16 protein-coding genes are annotated in these 15718 nt (G+C 69.3%); 4 read left to right on the top strand and 12 right to left on the bottom strand.

What is annotated here, in order from left to right:
* Nucleotides 1–29: 29 nt before the first annotated feature.
* The gene (locus ACQ9ZG_RS23995) at nucleotides 30–602 is read left to right on the top strand and encodes a cob(I)yrinic acid a,c-diamide adenosyltransferase (RefSeq protein ID WP_019762938.1); all 573 of its coding nucleotides are present in this window, start codon (nucleotides 30–32) and stop codon (nucleotides 600–602) included.
* A gap of 8 nt (nucleotides 603–610) precedes the next feature.
* Here ACQ9ZG_RS23995 and ACQ9ZG_RS23990 read toward each other — a convergent pair whose 3' ends face one another.
* Nucleotides 611–1192 (bottom strand): hypothetical protein, encoded by a 582-nt coding sequence (locus tag ACQ9ZG_RS23990; RefSeq protein WP_028416388.1) that lies wholly within the window; start codon nucleotides 1190–1192, stop codon nucleotides 611–613.
* Nucleotides 1193–1352: 160 nt separating this feature from the next.
* On the opposite strand from ACQ9ZG_RS23990, the gene ACQ9ZG_RS23985 reads away from it, so the two are divergent.
* The 3 genes from ACQ9ZG_RS23985 to ACQ9ZG_RS23975 all read left to right on the top strand — a co-directional run bounded on the left by ACQ9ZG_RS23985 (nucleotide 1353) and on the right by ACQ9ZG_RS23975 (nucleotide 5332).
* Nucleotides 1353–2552, top strand: coding sequence for a sensor histidine kinase (locus ACQ9ZG_RS23985; protein WP_109915205.1), 1200 nt, complete (start codon nucleotides 1353–1355; stop codon nucleotides 2550–2552).
* Nucleotides 2549–3199: a response regulator gene (locus tag ACQ9ZG_RS23980; RefSeq protein ID WP_084992216.1), complete on the top strand. Its 651-nt coding sequence runs from the start codon at nucleotides 2549–2551 to the stop codon at nucleotides 3197–3199. The genes ACQ9ZG_RS23985 and ACQ9ZG_RS23980 overlap by 4 nt, the downstream gene beginning before the upstream one ends.
* Before the next feature lie 255 nt (nucleotides 3200–3454).
* The gene (locus ACQ9ZG_RS23975; protein ID WP_026238258.1) at nucleotides 3455–5332 is read left to right on the top strand and encodes a glycoside hydrolase family 18 chitinase; all 1878 of its coding nucleotides are present in this window, start codon (nucleotides 3455–3457) and stop codon (nucleotides 5330–5332) included.
* Nucleotides 5333–5702: 370 nt separating this feature from the next.
* On the opposite strand, the gene ACQ9ZG_RS23970 is transcribed toward ACQ9ZG_RS23975, so the two are convergent.
* The 11 genes from ACQ9ZG_RS23970 to ACQ9ZG_RS23920 form a co-directional block, all read right to left on the bottom strand.
* Entirely contained in the window at nucleotides 5703–6149 is a 447-nt protein-coding gene (locus ACQ9ZG_RS23970) for a DUF2550 domain-containing protein (protein ID WP_018492193.1), read from the bottom strand.
* Nucleotides 6150–6290: 141 nt separating this feature from the next.
* Complete coding sequence (locus ACQ9ZG_RS23965; RefSeq protein ID WP_018492192.1) at nucleotides 6291–6665, bottom strand: F0F1 ATP synthase subunit epsilon; 375 nt, start codon at nucleotides 6663–6665, stop codon at nucleotides 6291–6293.
* 107 nt (nucleotides 6666–6772) lie between these two features.
* Complete coding sequence (gene atpD / locus ACQ9ZG_RS23960; protein ID WP_109915206.1) at nucleotides 6773–8215, bottom strand: F0F1 ATP synthase subunit beta; 1443 nt, start codon at nucleotides 8213–8215, stop codon at nucleotides 6773–6775.
* A complete protein-coding gene (locus tag ACQ9ZG_RS23955; RefSeq protein ID WP_109915207.1) occupies nucleotides 8215–9132 on the bottom strand; it encodes a F0F1 ATP synthase subunit gamma in 918 nt (305 codons plus the stop codon). Before ACQ9ZG_RS23955 ends, atpD begins: the two co-directional genes overlap by 1 nt.
* 3 nt (nucleotides 9133–9135) lie before the next feature.
* A complete protein-coding gene (gene atpA, locus ACQ9ZG_RS23950) occupies nucleotides 9136–10707 on the bottom strand; it encodes a F0F1 ATP synthase subunit alpha (RefSeq protein WP_018492189.1) in 1572 nt (523 codons plus the stop codon).
* 134 nt (nucleotides 10708–10841) lie between these two features.
* Complete coding sequence (locus tag ACQ9ZG_RS23945) at nucleotides 10842–11657, bottom strand: F0F1 ATP synthase subunit delta (RefSeq protein ID WP_028416384.1); 816 nt, start codon at nucleotides 11655–11657, stop codon at nucleotides 10842–10844.
* Nucleotides 11654–12190, bottom strand: coding sequence for a F0F1 ATP synthase subunit B (locus ACQ9ZG_RS23940; RefSeq protein WP_028416383.1), 537 nt, complete (start codon nucleotides 12188–12190; stop codon nucleotides 11654–11656). Before ACQ9ZG_RS23940 ends, ACQ9ZG_RS23945 begins: the two co-directional genes overlap by 4 nt.
* 37 nt (nucleotides 12191–12227) lie before the next feature.
* Nucleotides 12228–12464, bottom strand: a complete 237-nt coding sequence (gene atpE / locus ACQ9ZG_RS23935; RefSeq protein ID WP_003966254.1) for an ATP synthase F0 subunit C — start codon at nucleotides 12462–12464, stop codon at nucleotides 12228–12230.
* Between the two features lie 97 nt (nucleotides 12465–12561).
* Complete coding sequence (atpB, locus tag ACQ9ZG_RS23930) at nucleotides 12562–13389, bottom strand: F0F1 ATP synthase subunit A (RefSeq protein WP_026238256.1); 828 nt, start codon at nucleotides 13387–13389, stop codon at nucleotides 12562–12564.
* Nucleotides 13390–13589: 200 nt separating this feature from the next.
* Nucleotides 13590–14030 (bottom strand): Cg1360 family ATP-synthase-associated protein, encoded by a 441-nt coding sequence (locus ACQ9ZG_RS23925; RefSeq protein WP_018492185.1) that lies wholly within the window; start codon nucleotides 14028–14030, stop codon nucleotides 13590–13592.
* 265 nt (nucleotides 14031–14295) lie between these two features.
* The gene (locus ACQ9ZG_RS23920; protein ID WP_181398215.1) at nucleotides 14296–15705 is read right to left on the bottom strand and encodes an MraY family glycosyltransferase; all 1410 of its coding nucleotides are present in this window, start codon (nucleotides 15703–15705) and stop codon (nucleotides 14296–14298) included.
* Between the last annotated feature and the right edge of the window lie 13 nt (nucleotides 15706–15718).

The following is a 15718-nucleotide window of genomic DNA, read 5'->3' as shown; positions in this document are numbered from 1 at the left end:
GGGGGCCGCGGCCTCACTACGCTGGCCCCATGGTCAATCTGACGCGCATCTACACCCGGACCGGCGACCAGGGCACGACGGCCCTCGGCGACATGAGCCGCACCGCCAAGACCGATCTGCGGATCGCGGCGTACGCGGACGCCAACGAGGCCAACGCGGTGATCGGGACCGCCATCGCGCTGGGGCAGCTCTCCGAGGACGTGGTGAAGGTCCTCGTACGGGTCCAGAACGACCTCTTCGACGTGGGCGCCGACCTGTCCACCCCGGTGGTCGAGGACCCCAAGTACCCGCCGCTGCGGGTGGAGCAGAGCTACGTGGACAAGCTGGAGGCGGACTGCGACCGCTTCCTGGAGGAGCTGGAGAAGCTGCGCAGCTTCATCCTTCCCGGGGGGACGCCCGGGGCCGCCCTGCTCCACCAGGCGTGCACGGTGGTCCGGCGCGCCGAGCGGTCGACCTGGGCGGCGCTGGAGGTGCACGGGGAGTCGATGAACGCGCTGACCGCCACGTACCTCAACCGCCTCTCCGACCTCCTGTTCATCCTGGCGCGGAGTGCGAACAAGGAGGTCGGGGACGTGCTGTGGGTGCCGGGCGGTGAGCGCTGACGAGCTCGTCAGAGCCGGTCGGCCGGCTCGCGTCCCACCGCGTCCGCGCCGGTGTCCCCGGGCGGCTGCTTCGGGAAGAGCGTGTAGCCGCCGGCGATGATCAGGTTGATGCCGATCACCAGGCCCATCTTCTGCTGCCAGCTCTGGAGCGTGCTGATGTCGCCGCCGGGGCCGACGTACCAGACCGCCGCCTGGAGGAGCCCCAGCGCGACCGCCGCGGCGAGGATCCAGCGGGCGGCGCTGCGCCACTCGTGGACGGCCCGGGCCATGCCGTACTTCGGCGGCTTCACCGGCGGCGGGCCGCCGAACCAGCGGTGGGCGACCCAGGCGTCCACCTTCTTGATGGTGTGGTGGCCGAGGCCGACCGTGAAGCCGATGTAGACGGCGGCCAGTCCGTGCTTCCAGTCGGGCTCGGCGCCGCTCTTCAGGTCGATCGCCGTCACCACCAGCAGCACGACCTCCAGCAGCGGCTCGCAGAGCAGCACGGCGGCGCCGAGCTTCGGCTTCCTCGCGACGTACCGCAGGGCGAGCCCGGCGGCCAGCAGGACCCAGAACGCGACCTCGCAGGCCACGACCAGTAGGGCGATCACAGCGTCTCTCCTCCCGTTTCCCCCAAGCCTCCCGTCGGCCGGGCGGGGTGACGTCGTCGGCAGTGACGAAACGTGACTGCATCCTTCGATGTACCGCGCCGCCGCAGCGCTTCACCCCGCGAAGGGGGTCCGGGGCCGGTCCGGCGTGTTGGATGGAGGGGTGTCCTCCTCCCTCCGCCCCGACCGCGACGCCGTGGCCCTCGCCGTCTCCGGGCTGCTCGGGGGGCTGCTCCTGTGGCGCCTGGGCCTCCACACCCAGGGCGGCCGCCCCTTCTCGGCGCCCTGGGTCACCCTCGTACCGGTGACCGCCATGGCCGCGGCCGAGCTGCTGCGCCGCAACGCCCCGCGCACCGCGCTGACGATCGGGGTGCTCGCGCTGGTCGCGGACCAGCTCACCCGGGGCAGCCTCGCCACCGTGCTGATGTTCACGGACGTCATGTACGCGGCCGCGCTGTACGGGACCCCGGCCGCCGCCCGCCGTCTCCCGGTGGCCACGCTCCTGGTCACCGTCGCCTCCACCATCGGGTTCCTGGCCTGGTTCCGGCGGCCCGAGGCGCTGCTGATCGGCCTGGTCATCGGGCTGGTCTCCTTCGTCCCCGCCCTCACCGGGGTGAGCGTGCGCAGCCACCGCACCGCCGCCGACACCGCCCGGCTGGCCGCCGCCCAGACCGCGCGGCTGGCCGAGATGGACCGGATCCAGGCGGTGGTGGCGGAGCGGGCCCGGATGGCCCGGGAGCTGCACGACATGGTGGCCAACCACCTTTCCGCCGTGGCGATCCACTCCACGGCGGCCCTCTCCATCGACGACCCGGAGACCTCGCGGAACGCCCTGAAGGTGATCCGGGAGAACAGCGTGGAGGGACTGGCGGAGATGCGGCGGCTGATCGGGCTGCTGCGCGAGGGCGGGGAGGACGGGGCCCCGGCGGCGGCACCGACGCTGGCGTCGCTGGACGCGCTGGTCGAGCAGGCGAACGTCAACGGGGCGGCGGGCGGGCTGGTCTGCGTACGGGAGGACGCCCGGCCGGTGGAGGCCGGTGCGCTGCCCACGCCGGTCGAGCTGGCCGCGTACCGGATCGTGCAGGAGTCCCTCACCAACGCGCTCAAGCACGCGGCGCCGGGCCCGGTGACCGTGCGGCTCGGCCTCGCCGACGAGGTGCTGACGGTCGAGGTGACCAGTGTGTCCGGCAGCCGTCCGGGACCGACGGCGCCGGGTTCGGGGGCCGGTCTGGTCGGGATGCGGGAGCGGGTGGCGCTGCTGGGCGGGACCTTCTCGGCGGGCACCGAACCGGGGGCCGAGGGGACGAAGTTGTGGCGGGTCCGGGCGGAACTGCCGGTACGGGAGAGGGAGTCGCGGGAATGACGATCCGGGTGCTGGTCGCGGAGGACCAGGCGGCGGTGCGGGCGGGGCTGGTGCTGATCCTCTCCAGCGCCCCGGACATCGAGGTCGTCGGGGAGGCGGGCGACGGCGAGGCGGCGGTGCGGCTGGCGCGCGGACTCCGGCCGGATCTGGTCCTGATGGACGTGCAGATGCCCCGGCTGGACGGGGTGTCGGCGACCCGGCAGGTGGTGGCGGAGGGGCTGGCGGACGTCCTGGTGCTGACCACGTTCGACCTGGACAGCTACGTCTTCGGGGCGCTGCGGGCGGGGGCGTCGGGGTTCCTGCTGAAGAACACCGAAGCCCGCGAACTGCTGGAGGCGGTCCGGACGGTGGCGCGCGGCGAGGGGCTGATCGCCCCGGCCGTGACACGGCGGCTGATCGCGGAGTTCGCGGGTGCCACGCCCCGACGCGCGTCGGGTACGGCCGATCCGGCGGTGCTGGACTCCCTGACGCGGCGGGAGCGCGAGGTGCTGGGGTGTCTCGGCGAGGGGCTGTCGAACGCGGAGATCGCGACGCGGCTGGCGATGGCGGAGGCGACGGTGAAGACCCACGTCAGTCGGCTGCTGGCCAAGCTGGGGCTCCGGAGCCGGGTCCAGGCGGCCGTACTGGCACAGGAGTTGGGGGTCTGACACCGGTCGGGCCCGGGGCCCGGCGCAGAGGGGCCGATGGCCGGATTCCGTGCCGATTACGGGCCGATTCCGGGCCAATTCCGGACCGGTTCCGGTCTTCGATCTTTGGTCCAGACCTCTTGACGATTGGTCCAGACCTTCCTAATGTCACCGAACACACACTGCGGTGAGTACGAGAGCACCCGTACTCAGGGCGGCGCAGGGTTTGCAGTCCACGAACTACCCCCGTTACTGGACCTCACCCCAGGAGCACCGTTGAGTACTGAGACCCCCCAACGCCGATCCAGATTCAGATGGATACCCACCCGCAGTGGCCGGTCGAAGGTCATCGCCGGCCTCACCGCTCTCGCCGTCCCGTTCGCCGCCATGGTCGGCCTGGCCTCCCCCGCGTCGGCCGCCACCTCGGCCACGGCCACGTACACCAAGAAGTCGGACTGGGGCAGCGGCTTCGAGGGCCAGTGGACGGTGAAGAACACCGGTACCACGGCGCTCTCCTCCTGGACGATCGAGTGGGACTACCCGACCGGCACCCGGGTCAACTCCGCCTGGGACGCCACCGTCACCAACTCCGGCACCCGCTGGACCGCCAAGAACCTGGGCTGGAACGGGTCCATCGCCCCCGGTGCCAGCGTCTCCTTCGGCTTCAACGGCTCCGGCTCCGGCGCCCCCAGCGGCTGTACGCTGAACGGCGGGGCCTGTGACGGCTCCACCGTCCCCGGCGACAACCCGCCCTCGGCCCCCGGCACCCCCACCACCAGCGATGTCACCAACACGTCGGTGAAGCTCAGCTGGAGCGCGGCCACCGACGACAAGGGCGTCAAGAACTACGACGTCCTGCGCAACGGCGCCAAGATCGCCACGGTCACCGGCACCACGTACACCAACACCGGCCTGACCGCCGGCACGGACTACACGTACGCCGTCCAGGCCCGCGACACCATCGACCAGCTCGGCCCGGTCTCCGGCTCCGTCTCGGTCCGCACCACCGGCGGTGGCGGCGGCGAGGAGCCCCCGCCCGGCGACAAGATCAACCTGGGCTACTTCACCAACTGGGGCGTCTACGGGCGCAACTACCACGTCAAGAACCTGGTGACGTCCGGGTCCGCGGCGAAGATCACGCACATCAACTACGCCTTCGGCAACGTGCAGAACGGCCGCTGCACCATCGGTGACTCCTACGCCGACTACGACAAGGCGTACACCGCCGACCAGTCCGTCGACGGCGTCGCCGACACCTGGGACCAGCCCCTGCGCGGCAACTTCAACCAGCTCCGCAAGCTGAAGGCCAAGTACCCGCACATCAAGGTCCTCTGGTCCTTCGGCGGCTGGACCTGGTCCGGCGGCTTCGGCCAGGCCGTCCAGAACCCCGCCGCGTTCGCCCAGTCCTGCTACGACCTGGTCGAGGACCCGCGCTGGGCCGATGTCTTCGACGGCATCGACCTGGACTGGGAGTACCCCAACGCCTGCGGTCTGAGCTGTGACAACAGCGGCCCGGCCGCCATCAAGGTGATGGCGGACGCCATGCGGGCCAAGTTCGGCCCGAACAACCTGGTCACCGCCGCCATCACCGCGGACGCCTCCTCCGGCGGCAAGATCGACGCCGCCGACTACGGCGGCGCCGCCCAGTCCTTCGACTGGTACAACGTGATGACGTACGACTTCTTCGGCGCCTGGGCGAACAAGGGCCCGACGGCCCCGCACTCCCCGCTGAACGCGTACACCGGCATCCCGCAGGCGGGCTTCAACTCCGCCGAGGCCATCGCCAAGCTGAAGGCCAAGGGCGTCCCGGCCAAGAAGCTCCTCCTCGGCATCGGCTTCTACGGCCGCGGCTGGACCGGCGTCACCCAGGCCGCCCCCGGCGGCACGGCGACCGGTGCGGCGCCGGGCACGTACGAGGCGGGCATCGAGGACTACAAGGTCCTCAAGAACACCTGCCCGGCCACCGGCACCATCGCCGGCACGGCCTACGCCCACTGCGGCACCAACTGGTGGAGCTACGACACCCCGGCCACCATCGGCACCAAGATGACCTGGGCGAAGAGCCAGGGCCTGGGTGGCGCGTTCTTCTGGGAGTTCTCCGGCGACACCACCAACGGTGAACTGGTGAGCGCGATCAAGAGCGGTCTCCAGTAATCCCCACGCCGTAACGGCAAGCACCACCCCCGGAAAACCGCCGGGGAGACGGGTCCGCCCCCCGTCTCCCCGGCTTTTCGCTGTGTACGGGTGCGGGAGGGGTACGGGCTCGGGCAGGCGTGCGCGTGCCGGAGGGGTACGGGTCCCGGGCACGGCCAGGCGTAGAGGTAGGGGGCGGGGTGCGGGTGCGGGGTACGGGGGGTGTGCGGCCGGAAGCCCCGGCACCCCCGCACACGTCGGCGGCCCCGGTCCGAGAACCGGGGCCGCCGACGTACGTCGTCCGCTCGCCGCACTCCCCTACGCGGAGCTCACCCGCCCCCGGCTCCGGCCGGGGTGGCCGCTTCCAGCGGGGCGCTCTCCTGCGCTGCTCCTACGCCACGTTGACCCGCTGGCCGGGCGGTGCCGCCTCCAGCCAGGCGAGGAAGCCGGTCAGGGCGTCCTCGCTCATCGCCAGCTCCAGGCGGGTCCCCCGGTGGAGACAGCCGAGCACGACGGAGTCGGAGAGGAGCGCCAGCTCCTCCTCGCCCTCCGGGAGGCGGCGGGCGATCACCTCGATCGCAGAACGCTCCAGGCCCCGGCGGGGGCGAGGAGCGTAGGAGAAGACACGGAACCAGTCGACACGGTCACCGCTGTAGCGGGCGACCCCGTAGACCCAGCCTTTGCCGGAGGGGTCCGGCTCCTCGGAGAGGTCCCAGCGGAGGCTGCAGTCGAAGGTGCCTCCGGAGCGCTGGATCAGCCGCCGGCGCAGACCGAAGACGAACAGACCCACCAGGACCAGCACGATGACGGATACGCCCACCCACAACGCGAGGACCATCTCCACCGACCTCCTCGCATCGTCGAGTAACGGGAAACGAACCGATTCGAACTGAATTGCACCTGCATCGCCTCAGCCGCGACACGGCTGGATTTCTCCAGCGCGGGCCGCGGCTGAGTAAAAACATCTGTCCGTGGGGTGCTAGCGCACCGCCACCGCGCGCAGACGGATCTCCGCGCGCCGCTCGGCGGCGGCGTCCGCGTCGGACTTCGCGCGCTCCAGCGCACGCTCGGCGCGCTGGACATCGATCTCGTCCGCCAGCTCGACGATCTCGGCCAGCAGCGACAGCTTGTTGTCGGCGAACGAGATGAAACCACCGTGCACAGCGGCGATGACGGTACCGCCCTCGCTCGTGCGGATCGTCACCGGGCCCGATTCCAGCACACCGAGAAGCGGCTGGTGACCGGGCATGATGCCGATGTCGCCGGACGTGGTGCGCGCCACGACCAGCGTGGCCTCGCCGGACCAGACACTGCGGTCCGCGGCGACCAGCTCGACATGCAGCTCAGCAGCCAAGGAGACTCCTCGGGTCACCACCCGGCCGACCGGCCGGGTGTTGGGTCAATTCTACGGGGCGTGGTGAGGGGGGCGGGACACACCCGCCCCCCTCGGTGAGCCGGGGGTCAGGAGACGCCCAGCTCCTTGGCCTTCGCCTTGAGGTCGTCCAGGCCACCGCACATGAAGAACGCCTGCTCGGGGAAGTGGTCGTACTCACCGTCGCAGATCGCGTTGAACGCGGCGATCGACTCGTCGAGCGGAACGTCCGAACCGTCCAGGCCGGTGAACTGCTTGGCGGCGTGGGTGTTCTGCGACAGGAAGCGCTCGACACGACGGGCACGGTGGACGACGAGCTTGTCCTCCTCGCCCAGCTCGTCGATACCGAGGATCGCGATGATGTCCTGGAGGTCCTTGTACTTCTGCAGGATCCCCTTGACGCGGCTGGCCGCGTTGTAGTGGTCCTGGGAGATGTAGCGCGGGTCCAGGATGCGGGACGTGGAGTCCAGCGGGTCCACGGCCGGGTAGATGCCCTTCTCCGAGATCGGACGGGAGAGCACCGTCGTCGCGTCGAGGTGGGCGAACGTGGTGGCCGGGGCCGGGTCGGTCAGGTCGTCCGCGGGGACGTAGATCGCCTGCATCGAGGTGATCGAGTGACCACGCGTCGAGGTGATGCGCTCCTGGAGCACACCCATCTCGTCGGCCAGGGTCGGCTGGTAACCCACCGCGGAGGGCATCCGGCCGAGGAGCGTGGAGACCTCGGAACCGGCCTGCGTGAAGCGGAAGATGTTGTCGATGAAGAGCAGCACGTCCTGCTTCTGCACATCGCGGAAGTACTCCGCCATGGTCAGGGCGGACAGGGCCACGCGCAGACGCGTCCCCGGCGGCTCGTCCATCTGGCCGAAGACGAGCGCGGTCTTGTCCAGAACGCCCGAGTCGGTCATCTCGTCGATGAGGTCGTTGCCCTCACGGGTGCGCTCACCGACACCGGCGAACACCGACACACCGTCGTGCAGCTTCGCCACACGCATGATCATTTCCTGGATGAGGACCGTCTTGCCGACGCCCGCACCACCGAAGAGACCGATCTTCCCACCCTTGACGTACGGGGTGAGGAGGTCGACGACCTTCAGGCCGGTCTCGAACATCTCGGTCTTGGACTCGAGCTGGTCGAAGGCCGGGGCCTTGCGGTGGATCGGCCAGCGCTCGGTGATCTGCGCCTCGGCCTCGGGCTGGTTCAGGATCTGACCGAGGGTGTTGAACACCTTGCCCTTGGTGATGTCACCGACGGGGACGGTGATGCCCGTGCCCGTGTCGGTCACCGGGGCCTGGCGGACCAGGCCGTCGGTGGGCTGCATGGAGATCGCCCGGACCACGCCGTCGCCCAGGTGCTGGGCGACCTCGAGGGTCAGCGTCTTGCGGGCGCCGGCCTCGGCCGGGTCGTCCACCTCGACGTGAAGGGCGTTGTAGATGTCCGGCATCGCGTCGACGGGGAACTCCACGTCGACGACCGGGCCGATGACCCGGGCGACGCGGCCCGTGGCAGCGGCCGTCTCAACAGTGGTCGTCATTACTTGTCACTCCCCGCGGTCGCGTCGGCCAGGGCACTGGCACCGCCGACGATCTCGCTGATTTCCTGGGTGATTTCGGCCTGGCGGGCCGCGTTGGCAAGCCGGGAGAGGCTCTTGATGAGATCCCCGGCGTTGTCGGTCGCCGACTTCATCGCGCGGCGGCGGGCGGCGTGCTCGGAAGCGGCGGCCTGCAGCAGTGCGTTGTAGATACGGCTCTCGACGTAGCGCGGCAGAAGGGCGTCGAGGACGTCCTCGGCCGACGGCTCGAACTCGAACAGCGGCAGGATCTCGCCCTTGCGGGTGGTCTCCTGCGCGACCTCGTCGAGCGAAAGCGGCAGCATCCGGTTGTCGACCGCGTTCTGCGTCATCATCGACACGAATTCCGTGAAGACGATGTGCAGCTCGTCGACGCCGCCCTCGGCCGTGTCCTTCTGGATGGCCGCGATCAACGGGGCCGCGACGCGCTTGGCATCGCCGTAGCCCGGGTTGTCGGTGAAGCCGGTCCAGGATTCCTCGACCTTGCGCTCGCGGAAGCCGTAGTACGCGACACCCTTGCGGCCGACGATGTACGTGTCGACCTCCTTGCCCTCGGAGGCAAGGCGCTCCCGCAGCCGCTCCGCCGCCTTGATGGCGTTGGAGGAGTAGCCGCCGGCCAGACCGCGGTCGCTCGTGACGAGCAGGACCGCGGCACGGGTCGGCGTCTCGACCTCGGTGGTGAGCGGGTGGTCGGCGTTGGAGCCGGTCGCCACCGCGGTCACCGCGCGGGTGAGCTCGGTCGCGTACGGCTGCGATGCCGCCACCTTGCGCTGCGCCTTGACGATGCGCGAGGCGGCGATCATCTCCATCGCCTTGGTGATCTTCTTGGTCGCGGTGACGGCTTGGATGCGGCGCTTGTAAACGCGAAGCTGAGCGCCCATCGATCAGCCCTCGCCCAGGAGCTTGCCGTCCGAGGTCTCGAACTGCTGCTTGAAGGCGGCGATCGCGTCGGCGATCGACTGCAGCGTGTCGTCGGACATCTTGCCGCCCTCGGCGATGCTGGTCAGCAGGTCCTTGCGCTCGCGGCGCAGGAACTCCAGCAGCTCGGACTCGAAGCGGCGGATGTCCTCGACCGGGACGTCGTCCATCTTGCCCGTGGTGCCGGCCCAGACCGAGACGACCTGCTCCTCCATCGGGAACGGGGCGTACTGCGGCTGCTTGAGCAGCTCGACCATGCGCTTGCCGCGCTCCAGCGAGGCCTTCGAGGCCGCGTCCAGGTCGGAACCGAAGGCGGCGAACGCCTCCAGCTCGCGGTACTGGGCGAGGTCCACGCGGAGCCGGCCGGAGACCTGCTTCATGGCCTTGTGCTGGGCGGAGCCACCGACTCGGGAGACCGAGATACCGACGTTGAGCGCCGGACGCTGACCCGCGTTGAACAGGTCGGACTCCAGGAAGCACTGGCCGTCGGTGATGGAGATGACGTTGGTCGGGATGAACGCCGACACGTCGTTCGCCTTGGTCTCGACGATCGGGAGGCCCGTCATCGAACCGGCACCCATCTCGTCGGAGAGCTTGGCGCAGCGCTCCAGCAGACGCGAGTGCAGGTAGAAGACGTCACCCGGGTAGGCCTCACGGCCCGGCGGGCGGCGCAGCAGCAGGGACACGGCGCGGTAGGCGTCGGCCTGCTTCGAGAGGTCGTCGAAGATGATCAGGACGTGCTTGCCCTGGTACATCCAGTGCTGGCCGATGGCCGAACCGGTGTACGGCGCCAGGTACTTGAAGCCGGCCGGGTCGGACGCCGGGGCGGCGACGATGGTCGTGTACTCCAGCGCACCGGCCTCTTCGAGCGCACCACGCACGGAGGCGATGGTGGAGCCCTTCTGACCGATGGCGACGTAGATGCAGCGCACCTGCTTGTTCACGTCGCCCGAGCGCCAGTTGTCGCGCTGGTTGATGATCGTGTCGACGGCCAGAGCGGTCTTACCCGTCTGACGGTCGCCGATGATCAGCTGACGCTGGCCGCGGCCGATCGGCACCATGGCGTCGACGGCCTTGTAGCCGGTCTGCATCGGCTCGTGCACCGACTTGCGGACCATGACGCCAGGGGCCTGCAGCTCGAGGGCGCGGCGGCTGTCGGTCGCGATCTCGCCGAGACCGTCGATCGGGTTGCCGAGCGGGTCGACGACGCGGCCGAGGTAACCCTCGCCGACGCCGACGGAGAGCACCTCACCGGTGCGCTGCACCGGCTGGCCCTCCTCGATGCCGCTGAACTCGCCGAGGACGATCGCACCGATCTCGCGCTCCTCGAGGTTGAGGGCGAGACCGAGGGTTCCGTCCTCGAACTTCAGCAGCTCGTTCGCCATGGCGGAGGGCAGGCCCTCCACCTTCGCGATGCCGTCGCCGGCAACGCTGACCGTACCGACCTCCTCGCGCGAGGCCGCGTCCGGCTGGTACGACTGGACAAAGTTCTCCAGTGCGTCCCGGATCTCCTCCGGCCGGATCGTGAGCTCCGCCATCTGGGTTCCCTGCTCTCCTTGTTGGGCCCGAAGTTTCTTAAGGGGGTCTGGGGGCCGACCCCCAGGAATCTTCTGCAGTTTCTGCACGGCCCAACCGGGCCGCTGGTCTTGCTTGTTCTCTTGCGCTGCGCTTGTCAGCCGGCGATGCGGCGGGTCGCCTCTTCGAGACGCTCCGCGACGGTGCCGTTGATGACCTCGTCACCGACGCGCACCGAGATCCCGCCGAGGACCGCGGGGTCCACGTCCAGGTTCAGGTGCATCTCGCGGCCGTACAGCTTCGCCAGGGCGGCGCCGAGGCGCTGCTTCTGCCGGTCGCTGAGCGGCACCGCCGAGGTGACGACGGCGACCGCGCGGTCGCGGCGCTCCGCGGCGAGCTTGGACAGGGACTCGATCCCTGCCTCCAGGCTACGTCCCCGCGGCTGGGTCACCAGGCGGACGATGATCCGCTCGGTGACCGGCTGCGCCTTGCCGCCGAGCAGGCTGCGGAGCAGCTCGCCCTTGGCGGTGGCGGTGGCCGTACGGCTGGTGAGCGCCGAACGCAGCTCCTGGTCGGAGCCGACGATCCGGCCGAACCGGAACAGCTCGTCCTCGACGTCGTCGAGGGCACCGGCGCGCTGGGCCGCGGTGAGGTCCGCGGTGTTCGCCAGTTCCTCGACCGAGTCCACCAGGTCACGCGACTGCGACCAGCGGGAGCGGACCAGCCCGGAGACCAGGTCGACGGCTTCGCCGCTGACCTGACCGCTGAGCAGGCGCGCGGCCAGCTCGGCCTTGCTCTCGCCGCTCTGGGCCGGGTCCGTGAGGACCCGGCGCAGGGAAACTTCGCGGTCGAGCAGCGCGGTGACCGATGCCAGGTCGTCGGCGAGGGCCGCCGCGTCGACCGACGTGTTGTCGGTCAGCGCGTCGAGCCGCTCGCGTGCGGCGGCCAGTGCCTCGCGGCTCGCACCGTTCATCGGGCAGCCTCGGCCTTCGCCTCGAGCTCGTCGAGGAAACGGTCGACGGTGCCGCTCTGCCGGGCGTGGTCCTGGAGGGACTCACCGACGAGCTTGCCGGCCAGGTCGGTGGCGAGCTTGCCCACGTCCTGGCGCAGCGCGGAGGCCGCGGCCTTGCGGTCGGCCTCGATCTGGGCGTGGCCGGCGGCGATGATCTCCTCGCGCTGCCGCTGACCTTCCGCCTTCATCTCCTGGATGATGACGGCGCCCTGCTCCTGCGCCTCCTGGCGCAGACGGGCGGCCTCGTGACGGGCCTCGGCGAGCTGAGCCTTGTACTGCTCAAGAACGCTCTGGGCCTCGGTCTGAGCCGCTTCGGCCTTCTCGATGCCACCCTCGATCGCCTCACGGCGCTCTTCCAGGGCCTTGTTGATCACCGGAAGGAGCTTCTTCGAGAAGACGAAGAAGACGATGCCGAAGCAGATCAAGCCGATGACGATCTCGGGCCACACCGGGAGCAGAGGGCTCTGCGCTTCCTCAGCTGCCAGGTACATCATGGTGGACCTTTCGTCGAATGGAGCTACAGGCACAACGTCACTTGACGATGAACGGGACGACGAAGCCGATCAGGGCCAGGGCCTCGACGACGGCGAAGCCGAGCAGCATGTTCTGGCGGATGAGGCCGGCAGCCTCGGGCTGGCGGGCGATGGCCTGCACACCGTTACCGAAGATGATGCCGATGCCGATACCGGGGCCGATCGCGGCGAGGCCGTAGCCGATGGTGCCGACGTTGCCGTTCACGGCCGCGAGGGTCTCGAAAGCAGCAGACATGTCCGTGGTTCCTTCTCTTGGTGGGACCGGTGGAAAGTGTCTTCGCACCGGGCGTCTGGGGTGGGTGAGGGCTCAAGCCGGGGGCTTGGCTGGGTCCTCAGTGGGCTTCTTCGAGCGCCTGGGAGAGGTACGTGGCGGTCAGCACGGTGAACACGTAGGCCTGGAGGGCCTGGATGAACATCTCGAACACGGTGATGACCAGCGTCATGACGAACGACGCGGAGGCGTAGACCGTGCCCAGGACGGTGCCGAGCATGTACCAGGTGGCGATCGTGAAGATCAGGATCAGGATGTGGCCCGCGAACATGTTCGCGAAGAGTCGCACCGCCAGCGTGAACGGCCGGACGAAGACGTTGGAGATGAACTCCAGCGGCGTCAGCAGCACGTAGATGGGCTTCGGCAGACCGCTCGGGACGCAGAGGTTCCGGATACCTCCGACGAATCCGTTCGACCGGAACGTCACCGTCATGTACGTCACCCAGACCACGAGGGCCAGGCCGACCGGGTAGGCGATGACGGAGCTGACCGGGAACTGGGCGATCGGGATGAGGGCCCAGAGGTTCAGGATCCAGACGAAGAAGAACAGCGAGACCAGCAGCGGGACGAAGGGCTCGCCCTTCTTGCCGATGACCTCCTTGGCGATGCCGCGGTGCACGAAGTCGTACAGCGCCTCGGCGACCATCTGCAGCTTGCCGGGGACAACCTTCGCCTTCGAGAAGCCCGCCCAGAAGAAGGCCAGGATCGCGAAGGTCCCGATGATCGCGAGCAGCATGGGCTTGTTGAACTCGACAGGCCCGATGGTGAAGAGCGGCTCGAAGATGAACGACCACACGCTGGGAGCCTGGAATCCGCATCCCTGGAACAAGTGGCAGTCAGTCTCGAAAGCGAGCGTCTGGGCGTCAGTCACCAAGAGCTCCTTCTGCATGGCGCATGGATGCGGCTACCTCGTTGTGTCGGAGCGGCGGGTGGCCGCAGGTCGGCACCGGACTGGTTCTTACGGTGAGGAGGCGGCGGCCGGGCCCGAAGCCTCGCGATGAATCAAGCGACCGCCCTGTTGCCCGCGCTCGCACTACCGCAACCGAGACCGGACGATAGCAGCACGTCGAACACGGCTTTATCCCGGCCCTACTCGTCACGATCTCCCCCAGCTCCACCCGGTCGGTTCCGGGTGTCCGCGTCGGGGTCGACGTAGAGGGTCTTGCTCCGCGAATGCAGCACGGCCTGCGTGGTGATCCACGTGATCACGGCTGCGACCAGCGAGAGGGCGAAAACCTGAAGATCGAAGAGGGTGGTGTTCCGGATGCTCAGGATGAAGATGAGCAGGAGCACGAGTTGGGCCGAGTAAATCATCAGCCCCATGCCCTGGAACAGGTGAGGCATGTTCTTGCCGACCCAGTTGAGCGCGAGCAGCCCGAGCGCCATGAAGACGATCACGACCACGCAGCCCACCGCGGCACCGATCGCCCCTTCGCCGCCGGCGAGCAGACCGCCCACGAGCGTGGCGATGGCGCCGACTGCGGCGGTGGGGACGGCGATGCGCAGTAGTTCGCGCATGTCGGACTGCATGGCGGCAGCTCCACTGGTCTTGGGAGGAATGGGGCGTCGTCATGGACGAGCGTAGGCCCGGTCCGCGAGGCGGATTCCCAGGCCGAGGAACCGTCTCACTAGGGTCCTTCGGCTCCGTCGCCGGGTCTCGTGAACGGTATCACAAACTATTTGATGAGGTCTTTACCTGGAAAGTGTGCCAACTGTCACACATGAGGGCTACCCCGCGCGTGTGTGCACGACAAGGCAGCGCTATGTCTGGTAATGGACAGCGGAATCCGAAACGTCAGCGCGAGGAGTCGATGGACCTGCGTTCAGGAAGACGCGAACGGGGGCCGATCGCGGTCGCTCCGTTGACGCCGGACACCCCGACCGCCACAGGGGCCCGTTCGGGGCTCTCCTGGCCCATCTGAGCCTCCGCCAGGGCCGGTTGGGACTCCGGGGGCGCGGGCTCCGGCTTCTCCCCGTACGAGGACGTGGACGGGGACCCGGACGCGGAGGCCCGCTCGGGCGCGCGGCGCCGGTAGCGCGGCGGGACGAAGCGGTTGGCCCAGTGCGGGGTCCGGGGGGTGAAGCGGGGCATCAGGAGGAGGACCAGGCCCACCGCGCTCGCGGCGATGATGACGAAGACGATCCACATCGAGGCCGAGTGGACCGAGTAGCCGACGGCGCCGAAGGCGATCAGGGCCGACCAGAAGTACATGATCAGGACGGCACGGCTGTGCGAGTGGCCGATCTCCAGCAGGCGGTGGTGCAGGTGGCCGCGGTCGGCGGCGAACGGGGACTGGCCGTTCCAGGTGCGGCGGACGATGGCGAGGATCAGGTCGGCTGCCGGGATCGCGATGATCGTCAGCGGCAGCACCAGCGGGATGAAGACCGGGAGCATCGCGTGGGTGGCCCCGCGCTCGCTGCCCTCGAAGAAGATCTTCATGTTGTCCGGGTCGACCTGGCCGGTGACCGAGATCGCGCCCGCCGCCAGCACCAGCCCGATCAGCATCGAGCCCGAGTCCCCCATGAAGATCCGCGCCGGGTGCATGTTGTGCGGCAGGAACCCCAGGCACATGCCCATCAGGATGGCCGCGAAGAGCGTCGCGGGGGCGGCCGCCTCGATGCCGTACCCGTACCAGAGGCGGTAGGCGTACAGGAAGAACGCCGCCGAGGCGATGCACACCATGCCCGCCGCGAGCCCGTCCAGGCCGTCGACGAAGTTGACCGCGTTGATCGTGATGACGACCAGCGCGACCGTGAGGAGCGTGCCCTGCCACTGGGTGAGGGCGACCGTGCCGATGCCGGGGATCGGCAGCCACAGGATCGTGAGCCCCTGGATGACCATGACGGCGGCGGCGATCATCTGGCCGCCGAGCTTGATCAGGGCGTCGATCTCGAACTTGTCGTCGAGCACGCCGATCAGCCAGATCAGGGCCGCACCGGAGAGCAACGCCCGTGGTTCGTTGGAGAGTTCGAAGACACCCTTGAGGTTGAACAGGTGGTCGGCGACGATCAGTCCCGCACAGAGCCCGCCGAACATCGCGATCCCGCCGAGCCGGGGGGTGGGCTCCCGGTGGACGTCGCGCGCCCGGATCGCCGGCATCGCGCCGACCGCGATGGCGAACTTGCGCACCGGCCCCGTCAGCAGATAGGTCACCGCAGCCGTGACACAGAGCGTCAGCAGGTAATCACGCACGGGCTGCCCCACAGGTTTCGCCGGC

Source organism: Streptomyces araujoniae (assembly GCF_050871195.1).
GTDB classification, from domain to species: domain Bacteria; phylum Actinomycetota; class Actinomycetes; order Streptomycetales; family Streptomycetaceae; genus Streptomyces; species Streptomyces bacillaris.
The sequence above is the reverse complement of the archived record's forward strand: the minus strand, read 5'-3'. Positions and strand labels throughout refer to the sequence as shown.